The sequence below is a fragment of the Tahibacter harae genome (assembly GCF_024437735.1).
Classification (GTDB): Bacteria; Pseudomonadota; Gammaproteobacteria; order Xanthomonadales; family Rhodanobacteraceae; genus Tahibacter; species Tahibacter harae.
This window is the reverse complement of sequence record NZ_JANFQO010000006.1, coordinates 170,128-187,654: the sequence shown is the minus strand read 5'-3', so window position 1 is coordinate 187,654 and position 17,527 is coordinate 170,128. Positions and strand designations below refer to the sequence as shown.

The following is a 17,527-nucleotide window of genomic DNA, read 5'->3' as shown; positions in this document are numbered from 1 at the left end:
CGCTAGCCATGCTTTTCAACTCCCTGCATTTCGTCGTCTTCTTCGTGATCGTGCTGGCGCTGAACCAGGGCCTGCGCCCCTGGCCGACCGCGCAGAAGCTGATGCTGCTGGCCGCGAGCTATTACTTCTACGGCCAGTGGAGCTGGATGTATCTGGGCATCATCGTCTACTCGACGCTGCTGGACTATTGCATAGGCCTGGGCATGGTCCGCGTATCGCGGCCGCGCTATCTGCTGCTGCTCAGCCTGGTCACCAATCTCGGCCTGCTCGCCTTTTTCAAGTACGCGAACTGGCTGATCGAAAACTGGAACCTCGCCAGCGGCGCCGCCGGCTTCGCGCTGCAGCTGACGCCGATGGACATAGTCCTGCCGGTGGGCATCTCGTTCTACACCTTCCAGAGCCTGTCCTACACCATCGACGTCTACCGCGGCGTAAGCAGGCCGCGGCGCAACCTGCTCGATTACGCCCTGTTCGTCTCGTTCTTCCCGCAGCTGGCGGCCGGCCCCATCGTGCGCGACTACGAGTTCTTCAAGGAACTCGACGGCGACCGCCACGTCGGCGCCGCCCAGGTGCAGCGCGCGCTGGTGCTGATCGCGTTCGGCTTCGCCAAGAAGATCGTATTCGCCGACAACCTCGCCCTGTATGCCGATCCCATCTTCGCCGAGCCCGCACGCTACGGCTTCTGGGACAGTCTGCTCGCGGTCTACGCCTTCGCCTTCCAGATCTACTGCGATTTCTCCGGCTATACCGATATCGCCATCGGCCTGGCCCTGCTGCTCGGCTTCCGCTATCCGCAGAACTTCAACTACCCGTATTTCGCCGACAGCGTGCAGGAATTCTGGCGCCGCTGGCACATGACCCTGTCGCGCTGGCTGCGCGACTACCTGTACATCTCGCTGGGCGGCAACCGCAAGGGCGATCTGCACACCTACGTCAACCTGATGCTGACCATGCTGCTCGGCGGCCTGTGGCATGGCGCCAGCTGGAATTTCGTGATCTGGGGCGGACTGCACGGCGGCTATCTTGCCTTCGAGCGCGCCGTGCTGTTCCGTCTGCCGTTCTGGAACGCGGCCAATCCGCTGATGCGCGCACTGCGCTGGGCACTGACCTTCCACCTGGTCTGCTTCGCCTGGATCTTCTTCCGCGCCAAGACATTCGAGGATGCGAAGACGCTGATCGGCACCATCGCCACAGCCTCCGCCAGCTTCGATGCGAATGCGCACCTGGGCATGCTCTCGCTGCTGCTGGCCATGCTGGCCGTACACCTGCTCGGCGGCTGGACCGGCTTCAAGGAATGGCTGGGCCGCGAGCGCGGCCCCCTGTTCGCGGCCACGCTCGCGGCCATAGGCCTGCTGCTGATCTGGTTCACGCCGGCGGCGACCACGCCCTTCATCTACTTCCAGTTCTGAGGCGCCGATGAAGCCGATACTCAAATTCATCGCTCCGCTGCTGCTGCTCGCCGGCTGCGAAGGACTGTTCCGCTTCGGCGTGTGGGAACCGATGGTGAAGCCGGAAAGCCACGCCGGCACCAGCGTGCGCACCAAGCTCGCGCTGCAGGATCCCGCGCTGCAGCGGCTGGATTATCTGACCCTGGGCAGCTCGCGCCCGGTCTACGGCATCGACCACGAGGCCCTGGCCCGGCTGGCGCAGGAACAGGGCAAGGTCCACGTAAACCTCAGCATGCCCGGCTCGCACTGGATGACGGTGGACGCGGTCACCGGCTGGCTGGCGCGGAACAAGCCGCGCCTGCAGGGCGGCATCATCGCCAGCGATCTCATGTCCTTCATGTATCCGGGCAACGGCAGCTACGAGCTGGGCATAGTCGCGCCGTTCCGCCATTTCGGCGACAGCGCGGCGGTGGTCGGCCACGTGCCGTTCAAGCTCGACGACATGGCGACCTGGGGCGCGTACTCGGCCCTGGCACAGTACCGCGAAGACATCCAGGACTACGTGCGAGCGCCGCTGAAGCGGCGCGAATCGGTGCGCTGGTGGCGCGAGCACGGTTCCTCCGCGGCGATCCTGAGCCGCAATACCGACGAAAGCCGCGACATGTGCGAATTCGGCGTGGACGCCGTCGCCGCCTGCGACAAGATCGACGCCGCCAGCGGCCCCGCCAGCGACGGACTGCGCCACCAGTGCCGCGAACTGCGCGCCGGACTGGCGCAGCGGCCGGATTTTGCCGCGCTGATGCGGCAGCAGCCGCTGCCCGCGCAGATGCAGCAGGTGCGTGACAGCATCCGCGCGCGGCTGCGCGGTCTCGACTGGCAGCAGCCGCCGGTCGTCGTGCTGATGCCGCTGACCGGCGCCTGGAAGGAAGCCAGCCCGCTGGGCCTGCACGAATGGACCCTGAGCGTGCTGCAGCCGCTGGCCGAGGAAGGAAGCATCCATCTGATCGACGCCACCGATGCCCTGCAGGATGGCGGCGCGCCCAGCTGCAGCTACTACTTCGACTTCTATCACCAGAACAACCGCGGCCGCGACCAGCTGATGCAGCAGCTGCTGCCGCGGCTGCAGCAGGCGCTGTACGGCACGGCAGCGCGCCCGCTCGCGCCATGAAGGCGCGCCTCCGCCGCACCAAGGGGAGATAAATGGAAGATTTCCACTGGATATTTTTTTTCCTGGCCGCGATAGCCCTTGTGCGCCCGCTGCTGCTGCCGCCGCTGCCGCGCGAAGCCGCGACGACACCCGCGCCGCGGCCCTACCGCACGCTCGGCCAGGCCATGGCCGCGCCGGGGGACAACCTGCTGCTGCTGCGCCTGATCGCCGCCGCGGCGGTGATCTACGGCCACAGCTACGCCATCAGCGGCATTCCCGGCGCCGCCGACCATATCGCGCGCCAGGGCTGGGGCCACGGCCTGTATTCGGGCTCCATCGCGGTGCAGGTGTTCTTCGCCATCAGCGGCTTCCTGGTCACCGGCGCCTGGCTGCGCCGGCCGGACGCGGCCTTCTTCCTGCGCTCGCGCCTGCTGCGCATCGTGCCGGCCTATCTCGCCTGCCTGGTAATCAGCGCCTATGTGATGGGCACCCTGCTCACCCAGCTGCCCAGGGCCGAATACCTCGCCAGCGGCGAGACCTGGGCCTACGTGTGGAAGAACCTCACCTTCAATACCAACATGGTCTGGACCCTGCCCGGCGTATTCGCCGGCAATCCGCTGCCGAACACGGTCAACGGCTCGATCTGGACCCTGGTGGTCGAGGCCCGCGTCTACCTGTGGCTGGCGATCTTCGGCCTGCTCGGCCTGCTCGACACGCGCGAGCGGCTGTTCTACGCCCTGGCGATACTGGCCGCCTGCCTGTACGCGCCCCTGGCCCTGCCCATGATGCCCATGGACGAATTCCTGCGCCTGGGCGGCTTCTTCGCCGCGGGCTGCGCCTTCTACCGCTGGCGCGACGAGATCCCGTTCCACATCGGCGGCGTGATCGTGCTGGCCGTGCTCATGTACCTGCTGCGCGGCACCGCCTGGTTCTTCCCGCTGTACGGCCTGACCCTGGTCTACGGCGTGTTCTGGTTCGCCTACGGCCCCAAGTTCCTGCTCGGCTTCAACCGTCTCGGCGATTACTCCTACGGTGTATACCTGTGGGGTTATCCCATACAGCAACTTGTAGCCATGCACCTCGCCGAGCCGACGCCGACCCGCATCACCCTGCTCGCCCTGCCACTGGCGCTGCTCGCCGGCGCGCTGTCCTGGCACCTGCTGGAACAGCCCATGCTGCGGCTCAAGGGCCGCCGCAGCGGCCCGCATGGTGCGCCCGCCGCGATCGACAACGCCGCGGCGGCGACACCGCCGGCGCGGCATACCGCCGCCGGCGGCTGAGCGCGGCCGGCGGCGCGAGACACAAGTCCACACCCGCCGGCACGTTTGCCGGGTAGGCGAACTGCGCGCGGTCCGCGACAATCCACCGGCCCGCACGGAGTAGCCCATGGCCGAGACCACGCACCAGGACAAGACCGCCAAACAGCTGCGCCTGCTCGAACAGGCGCTGGACAGCGGTCGCCTGGGCCCGGTCAAGCGCCTGGTCAACACCTTGTCGCCGGCGGAGATCGGCAACCTGCTCGAATCGCTGCCGCCGGCCAAGCGCCAGGTGGTCTGGGGACTGGTCGACGCGGAGGACGACGGCGAGGTGCTGGTCCACGTCGGCGAGGACGTGCGCGAGGACCTGCTGCGCGCGATGGACACCGACGAAATCGTCGCCGCGGCCGAATCGCTGGACATCGACGACCTGGCCGACCTGTTCGAGGACCTGCCCGACACCGTCATCGATGAAGTGCTCAAGTCGATGGATCGCGAGAACCGCGAACGGCTGGAGCAGATGCTGACCTACGACGAGGACACGGCCGGCCGCCTGATGAACCCGGACGTGGTCACCGTGCGCGCCGACGTGACCATCGACGTAGTGCTGCGCTACCTGCGCCTGCGCGGCGAACTGCCCGAGGCCACCGACCATCTCTACGTGGTCAGCCGCCGGCGCCAGTACCAGGGCCGCATCTCGCTGGCCCAGTTGCTCACCGCCGATCCCGCCGTCGCCGTGAACCGGCTGATCGACGCCGACCAGCCCGCCATCGCCGCGGATACGCCGGTCTCCGAAGTGGCCCAGCGCTTCGCCGACCATGACTGGGTCAGCGCACCGGTGGTGGACGACGCCAATGTGCTGCTGGGCCGCATCACCATCGACGACGTGGTCGACATCATCCGCTACCAGGCCGAACACCAGGCCCTCGGCGCCGCCGGCCTGGATGAGGAAGAAGACCTGTTCGCGCCGGTGCCGCGCACCACCAAGCGCCGCGCGGTATGGCTGGGCATCAACCTGCTCACCGCCTTCCTGGCCTCCTGGGTGATCGGCAATTTCGAGAGCGTGCTGCAGCAGGTGGTCGCCTGCGCAGTGCTGATGCCGATAGTCGCGAGCATGGGCGGCGTGGCCGGTACGCAGGTGCAGACCTTGATGATCCGCGCGATGGCGCTGGGCCAGGTCAGCGCAGCCAATGCGATGCACCTGCTGCGCAAGGAAGTGCTGGTGGCGCTGGCCAATGGCGTGCTGTGGGCGGTGACCGTGGGCGGAGTCGCGCTGGCGATCTACCGGGATGTGTGGCTGGCGGTGGCGTTCGGCGCAGCCATGGTGATCAATCTGCTGGCTTCGGCGTTGACCGGGGTTTTTTTGCCGTTGTTTCTGCGCAGGGTGGGGATTGATCCGGCGTTGGCGGGAGGGGTGCTTTTGACTACGGTGACGGATTGTTGTGGGTTTGCTTCGTTTCTTGGGCTTTCTACGTTGCTGTTGGTGCGTTGATTTTTTGATTCTTGCTTGAGTTCTACCGAGTAATTTTTTGGCAGATTGCCTGAATTTTAAGCATTTTTTGCCTTTTGGCGTGATTTTTTGGTGGCGCGGAAAGGCGTTTCGTCCGCCTGCGGCGGCCGACCTACTTTCTTTTGCTTGTGCAAAAGAAAGTAGGCAAAGAAAACACACCCCAGAAGCCGCGGCCTACGGGCATCCTGCCCTCCGGCTGCGCGAGTCGGCTACGGGGTCCGCTGAAGGGCCATCCTGGCCCTGCAGCGGACTCGCGTCCATCCCTGGACGCGACCCGCGCGTTGCGCGGGCTGATCCTGCGCCGCCTCGCCGCGGCTTATGGGGCCCCGGTAGAGCAGCGCACATCCGTGTGCGCAGAAGCAACAGACAAAGCAAAAATCACGAGCAACCGCGACTACAAAAACCGCAACCGTTGCCGTTTGCCGTTTGCCGTTTGCCATAATTGTGTTCGGTTCGCGCCTCGTTCCGCAGGCGTGAGTGCGACGCCTCTGCTTCAGCCCCTGCTGTGCTCTGGCTCTGGCTCTGGCTCTGGCTCTGGCTCTGGCCGTTGCCGTTGCTTCTGCGCACACGGATGTGCGCCGCCTTACCGGGGCCCCATAAGCCGCGGCGAGGCGGCGTAGGAAAGCCCGCGCGCAGCGCGGGTCGCGCCCAGGGATGGGCGCGAGTCGGCCGTTGGGCCAGGATGGCCCTTCGGCCGACCCCGGAGCCGCCTCGCGTACCCGGAGGGCAGGATGCCCGTAGGGCGCGGCTTCTGGGGGGCGTTCTCTTTGGTTACTTTCTCTTGCGCAAACAAGAGAAAGTAACTCGGCCGCCGCAGGCGGACGAAACGCTTCTACGTACTACAAACACACCCGCGCAGCAGGCGCGCGCAAAATCGGAAAATCACCCCCTCCCCGCGCGCTGCTCCACCAACGTCAACGCCACCTTGTCCCGCAAATAAAGCGGCAACGCCTGCTCGGGCGGCAACACACGCCCGGCGTTGAATTCAGCAGCCGCGAGGATGGCCACAGCACGCGCCTGGGGATAACGTTCGGCATCGACCCAGCGCGGTTCGGGCAGCGTTTCAGCCAGCACGTGCGCATAGGTTTTCCAGCCGCTGCCAATCACATTCCAGGCACCGCCGCCGGGCAGTTGCACGTTTTCGGGTGCGCAGACGCGCTCCTCATCCAGCGCAACAACGACCGCACCTTCGCGCCGGTAGCAGCAGGCATAAACCTCACCCATGCGCGCGTCGATCACGCTGAGCACGGCGGCACCGTTATCCGGCGCATCCAGCGCCAGCGCCGTCAGCGAGGACACCGGGATCACCGGCAGGTCCAGGCCCAGGGCCATGCCCTGGGCCAGCGATACGGCCAGGCGCACGCCGGTGAAGGCGCCAGGGCCGCGGCCGACGGCGATGGCATCCAGGTGGCGCCGGCGCAGCCCGGCTTCGGCCAGCAGGGCGTCGGCCATGGGTAGCACCAGTTCGGCGTGGCGGCGCGGCGCGAGTTCGCTGCGCTCGATCACGCGGCCGGCGTGGTGCAGGGCCACCGAACAGGCTTCGGTGGAGGTTTCGATGGCGAGCAGGTTCATGGCTATCCGTTTTCTCGTGGCGTGCGGGGCGGGCTGCTCAGCGCGGCGGCGGCATGGCGTTGGCGATGTCGTCCACGGCTGCGGCGGGGCGGCGGCTTTCGCCGTACCAGTCCACGCGGCGGGTCAGGTACATCAGCAGTGCGACCACGGCCAGCAGGGCCAGCGCTCCGATCAGCAGCGAGTATTGCTCGCTGATGACGAGGCCGTACAGCAGGGCGTACACCGCCGCCATGCTGCCGCCCAGCAGCAAGCCGGCGCGGCGGGTGGACAGCACGGCCGCGGCGTAGCCGCCGACGATCAGGGCCAGCGCCGTGGCCGCCAGCGCATAGGCGGGGCCGAAGCCGATCTGCTCGGACAGGGCCAGCAGCAGCACGTAGAAGGTGCACAGGGCGATGCCGATCAGCAGGTACTGCACCGGATGCACGCGCAGCTTGCGCAGCACTTCGAACAGGAAGAACGCGACGAAGCTCAGGCCGATGAACAGCAGGCCGTATTTGCCGGCGCGCTCATTGCGCTGGTAGACGCTGACCGGCTCGTACAAGGCCACGCCGAAGGCCGAGGCGGTGACCGCGCTGTTGTTCTGCTCGTTCTCGTCCCACTGCCGGCCGTAGCCGCGGTTGAGTTCCAGCACCTGCCATTCGGCTTCGAAGCGCTCGGCCTCGACGGTGCGGCGCACCGGGATGAAGCGGCCTATGAAACTGGGATCGCCCCAAGGCGCGGACAGCTTGAGCGTGGTGGTGCGGCCCAGCGGCAGGAACTGGATGCGCTCGGTGCCGGCGATATTGAATTCCAGCTCCAGTTGCAGCGGCGCCTGCAGCTGGGCCGGCGTCAGGCTGACGAAGGCGGCGGCGTAGCCCAGCGTGGGCTGGCCGTTCTCCAGCACGCGCTCCTCGCCGTTGATGCGCAGCGCGCGCACTTCGCGCAGGCCGCCGAAATCCGCCAGCGGCAGGCGCAGCTCGCGCCGCTCCAGGCTGCTGCCGGCGGCCTGCGCCAGTTCGGCGAGGTCGGCGGCGTCGAAGCGCGCACTCAGGCCTATGTTGGCGACATAGACCGGCGTGGAATAGATGCCGTAGGCGCGCCGGTCGGTTTCCATGTTGACCTTGAAGTCCAGCTGCGCCGGCAGCAGCTGGCGCGTGACGCGGCGCTCGCTCCAGCCCTGGTCGGTCTTGAAGCGCTGCAGATAGTCCACGCTGAGCACAGGCCCGCCCACGGTCTGGGCCTGGCCCCAGCGCGAGGCGATCTGGGCGACGGCCTGGTCGCGCAGACCGGCGCGCTCGGCGATCAGCGATTGCACTTGCACCAGCGGAATCAGCATCAGCAGGGCCAGGGCGCCTATGCCCAGCACCTTCAGCGTCATGGATTGTGCAGCGTTGAACATGGGCCAGTTCCTGTCGGCGGCAAGTGGCCGCATTGCCGCACCGGGCGCAGGCCGCGCCCCGGCGGGCCCGGGGCCGCACCGGGGCGAGTTCGGCCTTTTCTGGGGCGGGGCTGGCCGGGATTGCGGGTTGGCGGGGCCGCGGCCGCATACGGGGAGTGAACCGGAGCGGCTGAACCGGGGATACCCGGGACTTGGAATCCCCCCCTCAGGAACCCGACCCCGGTCCCGCCCAGCCGCCCCGTCCAGACAGACCACTCCCGCGGGTCACGGCAGAACCAACCCTCGCCTCCCCCGCCGCGCCGGCTAGACTCCCTGGCTGCACGCGCCGGAGCGCCCGGCGCGCACCTCGCCAGGAGCCGTCCATGTCCACCGCCCGCATCGCCCTAGTCACCGCCCGCGCCGCGCGCGATCTGGACGAGGATCTGCCGCCGCTGGTGCAGGCGCTGGAGCGCGCCGGCGCCGCGGTTGCGGTGGTCGACTGGGACGACATCCAGGCCGACTGGAGCGGCTACGACCTCGCGCTGCTGCGCTCGACCTGGGATTACACCGACCGCCTGGCCGAGTTCCTGGCCTGGGCCGAGCGCACGGCGGCGCGGACCCTGCTGCTGAATCCGCCGGCCATCCTGCGCTGGAATACTGACAAGCATTACCTGGGCGAGCTGGCCGCGGCCGGCATCGCCACCGTGCCCGGCACGTTCGTGGAGCCGGGCGAAGATGCATCCGCCGCGCTGCAGGCCTTCCTGCAGGCCGCGGCGCCGGCGGACGCGGCGTTCGAGTTCGTGGTCAAGCCCTGCGTCGGCGCCGGCTCGCGCGATGCGCAGCGGCATGTGGCGGCCAAGGCCGATGCGGCCATCGCACACCTGTCGCGGCTGCTCGCCGCCGGCCGCAGCGCGCTGCTGCAGCCGTATCTGGCGCGCGTGGACGAACACGGCGAGACCGCCCTGCTCTGGTTCAACGGCGAATTCAGCCACGCCATACGCAAGGGTCCGCTGCTGCGCCGGGGCGAGGACGCGACCCGCGCCCTGTTCGCCCCCGAACACATTACGCCGCGCGAACCCAGCGCGGCCGAGCTGGCGCTGGCGCGCGCGACCCTGGCGCAGATCCCCGGCCAGCCGCTGCTGTACGCCCGTGTCGACCTGATCCAGGACGCCGACGGCAACCCGCGCCTTCTGGAGCTGGAACTCAGCGAGCCCTCCCTATTCTTCGCCCACGGCGCCGGATCGGCCGACCGCTACGCGGCCGCGATCCTGCATCGACTGCAAGCTGTCCGGACCAACCCGCCTGCCGCCACCGGCCCGGCGCGGTAGAATCCAGGACTTTCCGGCTGCGGCGTCCGCCGCTTTCCCGTGTCCAGCAAGGAATCCGTTGCATGAAGATCCTCGTCGGCTACAAGCGCGTTGTGGACTACAACGTGCGCATCCAGGTCAAACCGGACGGCTCCGGTGTGGTGACCGAAGGCGTCAAGCTGTCGGCCAATCCGTTCGACGACATCGCCCTGGAAGAAGCGCTGCGCCTGCGCGAGAAAGGCGTCGCCACCGACGTCATCGTCGCCACCATAGGCCCGGCCGACTGCCAGGCGCACCTGCGCAACGGCCTGGCCATGGGCGCCAACCGCGCCATCCACGTCGTCACCGCCGACGCCATCCAGCCGCTGACCGCCGCGCGCGCCCTGCTCAAGCTGATCGAGAAGGAACAGCCGGACATCGTCATCCTTGGCAAGCAGGCCATCGACGACGACTGCAACCAGACCGGCCAGATGCTGGCCGCGCTGTGGAACCGCCCCCAGGCCACGTTCGCCTCGAAGGTGGAAATCAACGGCGGCGCCGCGCGCGTCACGCGCGAAGTCGACGCCGGCCTGGAGACCATCGAAGTCGACCTGCCGGCCGTGATCACCACCGACCTGCGCCTCAACGAGCCGCGCTTCATCAAGCTGCCGGACATCATGAAGGCCAAGTCCAAGCCGCTGGAAACCATCGACTTCGCCTCGCTGGGCGTGGAATCGGGCGATCACCTCAAGACCACCGCCTATGCCGCGCCGGCCAAGCGCAGCAAGGGCGTGATGGTGAAAGACGTGGCCGAACTCGTGTCCCTGCTCAAGACCAAGGGCCTGGTGTAATTCCTTCGCCGCGCCGCCGCGCCACCGGCGCAGGACGGCCGCACAGCGAACCAATCGGATAACGCTCATGAGCAAAGTTCTGATCATCGCCGAGCACCTCAACGGCAAGCTCAACTCCAGCACCGCGCGCTGCGTGACCTGCGCCAAGGCCTTCAACGCCGCCAGCATCGACGTACTGGTGCTGGCCGACGCGGTCGACGCCATCGCCGCCGAGGCCGCCGCGATCGACGGCGTGAACAAGGTGCTGACCATCGCCAACCCGGCCAATGCGCACGCGCTGGCCGCGGTCTACGCGCCGCAGGTCGTCGCCGCGGCCGCCGGCTACAGCCATGTGCTGGCCCCCTCGACCACCTTCGGCAAGGATCTCGCCCCGCGCATCGCCGCGCTGCTGGGCGTGGCCCAGGTGTCCGACATCGCCGAAGTGCTGGGCGCGCACCAGTTCAAGCGGCCGATCTACGCCGGCAACGCCATCATCACCGTGGAAGCGCCGGCTACGGCCACGCTGGTCGCCACCGTGCGCACCGCCTCGTTCGCCGCGGCCGGCGGCGGCGGCAGCGCGGCCGTCGAAGCGCTGAATGTCAGCGCCGAGCTGCCCACGCATACGCGCTTCGTCGAACTGCAGCAGGGCAAGAGCGACCGCCCCGACCTGCAGAGCGCCAGCCGCGTCGTCTCCGGCGGCCGCGGCGTGGGTTCGGCGGAGAATTTCGCCGTGATCTACAAGCTGGCCGACAAGCTCGGCGCCGCCGTCGGCGCCTCGCGCGCCGCGGTCGACGCGGGCTATGTGCCCAGCGATCTGCAAGTCGGCCAGACCGGCAAGATCATCGCGCCGGAGCTGTACATGGCCATCGGCATTTCCGGCGCCATCCAGCACCTCACCGGCATCAAGGACGCCGGCACCATCGTCGCGATCAACAAGGATTCCGAAGCGCCGATCTTCGAGATCGCCGATATCGGCTTGGTCGGCGACCTGTTCGTACTGGTGCCGGAGCTGGAAGCCGCCCTGGGCTGACACCTCGCCGCACCCGGCAGCGAAAAGGCCCGCCCCGCGCGGGTCTTTTCGTTTCGACGCAAAGGCCAGCCGTTTCGACGTCTCTGCTGCTTTCGGCGCTCTACAAACCTTCGCCGCGCCATTAGCATCCCATTCCGCTCGTCCAGCTGCCGATTTTTCCCATGTATTCGCGTCCGCTTCTTGCTGTCCTGCTGTTCGTCTGTCCTGCCGCCCATGCCGCACTGAAGATCGACGGGCGCGCCGATGAGGCGGAATGGAAGGACGCCCACGTGCTGCGCGATTTCAAGCGCACCCAGCCCTATACCCTGGACGCGGCCACGGTCGTGACCGAGGCGCGCCTGCTGTCCACGCCCGAAGGCATCGCCTTCGCCTTCCGCTGCGAGCAGCCGGCGGATATCCCGCGCATCAAGCCGTTCACGCCGCGCGACCGCATCCGCAATGCGGACCGGGTCAACGTCAACATCGACTTCGATGCGGACGGCAAGGTCGGCTACAACTTCACCGTATCGCTGTCGGATTCGATCGAAGACGCGATCATCACCAGCGAAAACGAATTCAGCACCGACTGGGATGCCGACTGGCTGCATGCCGTGCAGGAAGACGAATCCGGCTGGAGCGTGGAAATCCTGCTGCCCTGGACCATCGCCGCCATGCGCGGCAGCAGCACGCCCACACGCGAGATCGCGGTGAACGTGGACCGCGTCGTCGCCTCGCGCAGCGAGCGCTCGGCCATGCCGCCGGTGTTCTACGGCAATCCGGTGTATCTGTCGGGCTTCCAGCGCGTGACGATTCCGCAGTACCGCGCGCAGGTGCTGGACCTGTTCCCGTACGTATCCACGCTGTACGACTTCAAGCATCCCGGCAGCGAATTCCGTGCCGGCGCCGACCTGTTCTGGAAGCCCAGCGGCGATTTCCAGCTGACCGCGACGGTGAATCCGGATTTCGGCCAGGTCGAGTCCGACGAACTGGTGGTGAACTTCGACGCGATCGAGACCTTTTATTCGGACAAGCGCCCGTTCTTCACCGAGAACCAGGCCCTGTTCGACCTGCCCAGCGCGCCCGACGGCGTGCTGTTCTACACCCGGCGCGTCGGCGCGGCCTCCGACGACGGCAGCGGCCGCGCCGCCGACATCGCCGCCGCGGTGAAGCTCAACGGCACCGCCGGCCGGCTCAAATACGGCGCCTTCCTGGCCGAGGAAGACGACGACGCCGGCCGCCGCTTCGCCGCCGGCCGCCTGCTCTACACCTTCGACCAGTCCAATATCGGCGCCCTGGTCACCTCGGTGGACCGGCCGGCGCTGGACCGCCGCGCCGATGTGCTGGCCAACGACTGGCGCTGGCAGATCGATCCAAAGCTGCGCCTGGAAGGCCAGCTGCTGCTGTCGCAGATCGACCAGCGCGGCGCGGACAGCAAGGGCAGCGGCGGCGTGCTGCGCCTGGTCGCCCTGCCCAGCGACCGGCTGCAGCATACGGCCGTGCTGACCCATCTGGACGGCCAGCTCGATTTCAACGACGCCGGCTACATGCCGCGCAATAATTTCAATCGTGCACTTTGGGAAACCAGCTACAAGCACAACGATTTCGCGGCGGACTCGGCCGTGGCCGCGGTGGCCTGGCGCGGCACGGCCATGTACCGCGCCAACGACGACGGCGACCGCCTCAGCCCGGTGGGCTATCTGGTGCGCGAAGCCAGCCTGCGCGACGGCGGCGTGTTCACCAGCGAACTGCGCGTGGACGGCGCCGGCTGGGACGACCAGATCTCCCGCGGCAACGGCAAGGTCTGGCGCGGTGCGCGCCAGTGGCTGTTCAACGAATACGGCAGCCCGCGCCGCGGCAAATGGCAGTACCAGTTCGGCGTGTGGGCGCTGCAGGAAGGCGTGGGCGACGGCCTCGCGCTGCAGCTGGAGACGGAGCTGAGCTACAGCATCAGCGACCGGCTTTCCATCGACGGCCAGATCAATCCGCGCTGGAGCCGCGACTGGCTGATCTGGCTGGACGGCAAGCGCCTGGGCAGTTTCCGCCGCACGCAATGGGACACCGCACTGAACCTCAACTGGTTTCCCAAGGCTCGCCACGAACTGCGCGCCAAGCTGCAGTGGTTCGCCATCGACGCGCACGCAGGCAAGGCGTATCGCATAGACCCGCGCGGACATCTGCTCAGAGACGGCGCGGCCGAGGACTTCAGCGTCAACAACTTCGGCCTGCAGCTGCGCTACCGCTACGAGATTGCGCCGCAGTCGGAGCTGTATCTGGTCTACAGCCGCGGCGGCTATGAGGAACGCGACCGGCGCGAGGAAAGCGCCGACCTGTTCGCCGATGCGCTGCGCCTGCGCGACGCCGACCAGTTCCTGGCCAAGCTGCGCTACCGCTTCTGAAGCGGCAGCGCGCGGCGCGGCCTGCACATTGCTGAATAGGCGGCGCGCACCACGCGCCGCCCGCGCCAATCCGCGGACAGCTCTGGCAGAATCCCGCCAGGCGCCGGCTGTTGCGGACCGGCGCGCCACGGAAGACAGGCAAGCAGCCGATGAAGAAGCCGATCTGGGAACCGAGTCCCGAACGTATTGAACGCGCCAACATCAACCGTTTCGTGCGCTACGTGCGCGAGCAGACCGGCAACGAGGACCTGCGCCGCTATGCGCCGCTGTACGATTTCTCGATACGCCATCCGGAACGCTTCTGGTCGCTGGTCTGGGAGTTCTGCGGCATCCGCGCCTCGGGCACTTTCCACGAAGTATTGGTCGACGCCGACCGCCTGCCCGGCGCGCGCTGGTTTCCCGGCATACGCCTGAATTTCGCGCAGAATCTGCTGCGCTTCCGCGACGAGCGCTGCGCGCTCAGCGGCCCCAGCCTGAACAGCGGCACGTTGGAACTCAGTTACGCCGAACTGCAGCAGCAGGTCGCGCGCCTCGCCGCGGCGCTGCGCGAGCAGGGCCTCAAACCTGGCGATCATGTCAGCGCCGTGCTGCCCAACTGCTGCGAGGCGGTGATCGCCCTGCTCGCGGCGGTCGCACTGGGCGCAACCTGGTCGGCCTGCGCCGGCACGGCCGACGCGGCGCACATCGCCGCCGCGCTCGGCGGCTTCGCGCCGCAGTGGATCTTCACCGGCGCCGCGCATGAAGCCGCCGTGGCCGCGGCACAACCGCAGGCGCGGCGCATCGTGATCGGCGCGGCATCCGCCCAGGCCATCGCCTGGAACACGCTGCTGGCGCACGAGCCGGCACCGCTGTCCTACGAACTGGCCGGCTTCGATCATCCGCTGTATGCACTGCATCACGACGACGGCAGCACCAGCCTGCACTCGGCCGGCGGCACCCTGATCCAGCATCTCAAGGAACTGGTGCTGCACGCCGACCTCAAGCGCGAGGACCGCGTGCTGTTCGCCGCCGATCCCGGCCAGCCGCTGTGGTACTGGCTGGTATCGGCGCTGGCGGTGGGCTCCACCCTGGTGCTGGCCGGCGCGAATTTCGATCCGGCGCAGGATGCTTCCTGGGACCGCGTCGACGAGCATGCCGTCAGCGTGATCGCGCTGACGCCGGCGCAGATTGAAGCCTTCTGCGACGGCGCGGCGAATCCGCGCGAGACACACAAGCTGCTCTCGCTCAAGACCGTGCTCGCGGTGGGCGGCCAGCTGGACGCCGGGCGCGTCGCACAGGTTTATGCGCGGCTCAAGGACAGGCTGATGCTGTCCACGTTCTGCGGCCATGCCGGCGGACTTTCCTTCCTCGCCCTGGGCTGTCCGCTGCTGCCGGTCTACGCCGACGAAGTGCAATGCCGCGGCCTGGGCATGAAGATCGAAATACTCGACGAAACCGGCCAGCCGCTGCATCACGAGCAGCGCGGCGCCCTGGCCTGCCTGGCCCCGTTCCCCGCCCTGCCCCTGGGCCTGCTCGGCGACACCGACGGCAGCCTGTTCCAGCAGCGCTACTTCGCCCGGCGCAACGCCTGGTGCAGCGGCGAACGCGGCACGCTGACGGAGCATGAAGGGGTGCAGTTGCAGGGGTGAGGGGCTGTGGCGGCTGTCGCCGCTGGTGATCGCTGCGTGAGCGAGCGGTGAAGTCGTTGTGCTCCCTCTCCCCCAACGGCTTTTCGTTGGGGGAGAGGGCCGGGGCGAGGGGGCGACGCTGAACCCCGCCGCGACGCTTGGATTTTCGGCAAATATTTCAAAACCGGCCGCCGGCAAAAACTCGTACGCTTTCGCAGCTGAGACGCTGCCCCCTCACCCAACCCTCTCCCCCAAGCGCGTTCGCGCTTGGGGGAGAGGGCTTTCACGCGCGATCCGCCATTGCGTCACCGCACTACGACTACGCTGCAGCGGCGCAATCGGAAACACGCGATGCGGTCGGAACCCTGGCGCGGACTTCGTCAGCGCCTGAAACAAGCACCGTCCGCGGCAGACTCCGACACACGCCCCATACTCACCGCAGCGGCTGACTCCGGACACGCGCCTCACACTCAATGCCGCTCCGCACCCGGCCACAACGGCGCCAGCACGCTGTCCTCGTTCGCCGCGGCGGGCGCGGCGCGGCGGTGCAGGCCGTCGCGGAAGGCGGCGGCAAGATCCGCCGGCAGTACCGCGCCGGCGCCGGCGGCATACAGCGCGGCCTGCAATTGATCGATCGCGCGCTGCTGCGCGGCGGAATCGAGCTGGCGCGCGAGTTCGCCGAGATTCACGGCGGCGAAACCTTCGCGCCGCGCCCAGGCCAGCAGTGTGCGCGCCGCGGCGTGCGCATCGCCGCGGGAAACGGCCTGGTCGAAATCGCGCCGCTGTCCGGCCGGTGCCGGCACCGCTGCCGCAATGGGCCGCGCACCGCGGCGGCGCCAGAACGTGTACCAGAACAGCAGCAGTGCCGAGGCCAGCCAGAGTGCAAAACTGGACAATGCCAGGTTGCGCCAGAACACCGTCTGCGCACCGTCCGCGGCGGCGGCTGGCGCTGCCGTGACAACCGCCGGCGCACTGACCGCCGGCACCTCGGCGGAAGCCGCCGCAGCCGGCGCCACATCGACCGTGAAGGACGGGCTCTGCGCCGTCGCGGCCTGGTTGTCGGTCGTATTCCACCAGCCCAGGCTGGCACCCGGAATCCGCAGGCTGCCGGGACGCTTGGGCACTATGGCGAACTTGCGGCTGCGCTCGCCGACAATCCAGCCGCCGCTCTCGCGCGAGCGCGTGACGGACTTGTCCGGATACACGTCGGCGCCGTCGATGGCCGGCAGTTCCAGTTCAGGCAGCTGCTCGAAACCCAGGCCCTGGGCGACCACGGTCAGCGTGAGCGTCAGCGGCTCGCCGACGCGGCCGCTGGCCGGCTCGGTGATGCCTTCGGCGCGCAGCTCCAGCGACTGCGCCGGCAGCCAGGGACCGTTGCCCGCTTCCGCCGGCCGCGGCCGCACGTCGATGCTGATGGCGTCCGAGCGCGTGCTGACCGCGCGGCCGCGGCCGAAGAACATCGCATTCGGGTCGTTGCCGCTGAGCGCGCGGCCGCGGAACTGCACCGCCGGCAATTCCAGCAGGCCGCTCTTCTCCGCGGTCACGGCGTAGCGCCGCTCCAGCACGCGGTAGCGCCGGCCGGAGCGCTCGGTGTCGTAGGCGCGGTCCTGGCCCAGCTTCTGCACCACGGCATTGCCCGCGGCCAGCTCGTCCAGTCCGCCGTCGGTGAGGTTGACCGCGAAGAACAGCTTCACCGTGACGCGGATCTGCTGCTGCACGAAGACGTTGAGCGGATCGGCCGTGACTTCGATAAAAAGATCATCGCCGGGCTTGGCGCTGGCCACCACCGGCGCCGCGCCGACTTCCAGCTGTACCGCGGCGGTCTTGCCGTTGCCGACGGGGAATTCGGGAATCGTGAGGCGGCCTTCGCGGCGCGGCTTGAGTCCTATCGCCCACAGCCGCGTGCTGGTCGCATCGCCGTTGACGATGCTGACCGAGGTCGAGCTGGAGCGGTTGAGCAGTTCAAAATCGGTTTCCAGCACGCTGAAATCCGGCTCGGCCGCCGATTCGGTGGTCTCGATGTTCAGGGTGACGGTTTCGCCCAGTTGCATGCTGTCGCGGTCCAGCCAGGCGCGCGCGGTCGGCGCGGCGGCGGCGAAGGCCGTCGCCGGCAGCAACAGGCACAGCACGAGCAGCAGCGCTAGGGAAGAGAACAGGCGTCGCGTCATG

General features: G+C 68.1%; 12 protein-coding genes. 9 read left to right on the top strand and 3 right to left on the bottom strand.

Annotated elements, in window-relative coordinates; translation table 11 throughout:
• Positions 1-8: 8 nt before the first annotated feature.
• From NM961_RS08645 to mgtE, 4 genes are all read left to right on the top strand, one after another.
• A complete protein-coding gene (locus tag NM961_RS08645) occupies positions 9-1,409 on the top strand; it encodes an MBOAT family O-acyltransferase (RefSeq protein WP_255913708.1) in 1,401 nt (466 codons plus the stop codon).
• Positions 1,410-1,416: 7 nt separating this feature from the next.
• Positions 1,417-2,556, top strand: a complete 1,140-nt coding sequence (locus tag NM961_RS08640; protein ID WP_255913707.1) for a hypothetical protein — start codon at positions 1,417-1,419, stop codon at positions 2,554-2,556.
• A 32-nt stretch (positions 2,557-2,588) separates the two neighbouring features.
• Positions 2,589-3,815 carry an acyltransferase family protein gene (locus tag NM961_RS08635; protein WP_255913705.1) on the top strand — a complete coding sequence of 409 codons (1,227 nt, stop codon included), beginning with the start codon at positions 2,589-2,591 and terminating at the stop codon, positions 3,813-3,815.
• A 106-nt stretch (positions 3,816-3,921) separates the two neighbouring features.
• Entirely contained in the window at positions 3,922-5,283 is a 1,362-nt protein-coding gene (gene mgtE, locus NM961_RS08630) for a magnesium transporter (RefSeq protein ID WP_255913704.1), read from the top strand.
• A 900-nt stretch (positions 5,284-6,183) separates the two neighbouring features.
• On the opposite strand, the gene tsaB is transcribed toward mgtE, so the two are convergent.
• Complete coding sequence (gene tsaB, locus NM961_RS08625) at positions 6,184-6,873, bottom strand: tRNA (adenosine(37)-N6)-threonylcarbamoyltransferase complex dimerization subunit type 1 TsaB (RefSeq protein WP_255913702.1); 690 nt, start codon at positions 6,871-6,873, stop codon at positions 6,184-6,186.
• A 37-nt stretch (positions 6,874-6,910) separates the two neighbouring features.
• Positions 6,911-8,251: a cell envelope integrity protein CreD gene (gene creD, locus NM961_RS08620; RefSeq protein ID WP_255913696.1), complete on the bottom strand. Its 1,341-nt coding sequence runs from the start codon at positions 8,249-8,251 to the stop codon at positions 6,911-6,913.
• A gap of 362 nt (positions 8,252-8,613) precedes the next feature.
• Between creD and NM961_RS08615 the strand changes: the two genes are divergently transcribed.
• From NM961_RS08615 to NM961_RS08595, 5 genes are all read left to right on the top strand, one after another.
• Positions 8,614-9,558, top strand: coding sequence for an ATP-grasp domain-containing protein (locus tag NM961_RS08615; RefSeq protein ID WP_255913695.1), 945 nt, complete (start codon positions 8,614-8,616; stop codon positions 9,556-9,558).
• A gap of 62 nt (positions 9,559-9,620) precedes the next feature.
• Positions 9,621-10,367, top strand: a complete 747-nt coding sequence (locus tag NM961_RS08610; RefSeq protein ID WP_255913694.1) for an electron transfer flavoprotein subunit beta/FixA family protein — start codon at positions 9,621-9,623, stop codon at positions 10,365-10,367.
• Between the two features lie 67 nt (positions 10,368-10,434).
• Positions 10,435-11,376, top strand: coding sequence for an electron transfer flavoprotein subunit alpha/FixB family protein (locus NM961_RS08605; protein WP_255913692.1), 942 nt, complete (start codon positions 10,435-10,437; stop codon positions 11,374-11,376).
• Positions 11,377-11,537: 161 nt separating this feature from the next.
• Positions 11,538-13,751, top strand: coding sequence for a DUF5916 domain-containing protein (locus NM961_RS08600; RefSeq protein ID WP_255913691.1), 2,214 nt, complete (start codon positions 11,538-11,540; stop codon positions 13,749-13,751).
• 149 nt (positions 13,752-13,900) lie between these two features.
• Positions 13,901-15,379 (top strand): AMP-binding protein, encoded by a 1,479-nt coding sequence (locus NM961_RS08595; protein ID WP_255913690.1) that lies wholly within the window; start codon positions 13,901-13,903, stop codon positions 15,377-15,379.
• Positions 15,380-15,828: 449 nt separating this feature from the next.
• Here NM961_RS08595 and NM961_RS08590 read toward each other — a convergent pair whose 3' ends face one another.
• Positions 15,829-17,526, bottom strand: coding sequence for a BatD family protein (locus NM961_RS08590; protein ID WP_255913686.1), 1,698 nt, complete (start codon positions 17,524-17,526; stop codon positions 15,829-15,831).
• Position 17,527: the final 1 nt, after the last annotated feature.

Bases quoted from the DNA above. Each gene is read 5' to 3' on its own strand.
- NM961_RS08645 (WP_255913708.1), top strand. From the start codon at position 9: ATGCTTTTCAACTCCCTGCATTTCGTCGTCTTCTTCGTGATCGTGCTG.
- NM961_RS08615 (WP_255913695.1), top strand. From the start codon at position 8,614: ATGTCCACCGCCCGCATCGCCCTAGTCACCGCCCGCGCCGCGCGCGAT.
- NM961_RS08595 (WP_255913690.1), top strand. From the start codon at position 13,901: ATGAAGAAGCCGATCTGGGAACCGAGTCCCGAACGTATTGAACGCGCC.
- creD (WP_255913696.1), bottom strand. From the start codon at position 8,251: ATGTTCAACGCTGCACAATCCATGACGCTGAAGGTGCTGGGCATAGGC.
- NM961_RS08635 (WP_255913705.1), top strand. From the start codon at position 2,589: ATGGAAGATTTCCACTGGATATTTTTTTTCCTGGCCGCGATAGCCCTT.
- NM961_RS08590 (WP_255913686.1), bottom strand. From the start codon at position 17,526: ATGACGCGACGCCTGTTCTCTTCCCTAGCGCTGCTGCTCGTGCTGTGC.
- NM961_RS08605 (WP_255913692.1), top strand. From the start codon at position 10,435: ATGAGCAAAGTTCTGATCATCGCCGAGCACCTCAACGGCAAGCTCAAC.
- NM961_RS08600 (WP_255913691.1), top strand. From the start codon at position 11,538: ATGTATTCGCGTCCGCTTCTTGCTGTCCTGCTGTTCGTCTGTCCTGCC.
- NM961_RS08640 (WP_255913707.1), top strand. From the start codon at position 1,417: ATGAAGCCGATACTCAAATTCATCGCTCCGCTGCTGCTGCTCGCCGGC.
- mgtE (WP_255913704.1), top strand. From the start codon at position 3,922: ATGGCCGAGACCACGCACCAGGACAAGACCGCCAAACAGCTGCGCCTG.
- tsaB (WP_255913702.1), bottom strand. From the start codon at position 6,873: ATGAACCTGCTCGCCATCGAAACCTCCACCGAAGCCTGTTCGGTGGCC.
- NM961_RS08610 (WP_255913694.1), top strand. From the start codon at position 9,621: ATGAAGATCCTCGTCGGCTACAAGCGCGTTGTGGACTACAACGTGCGC.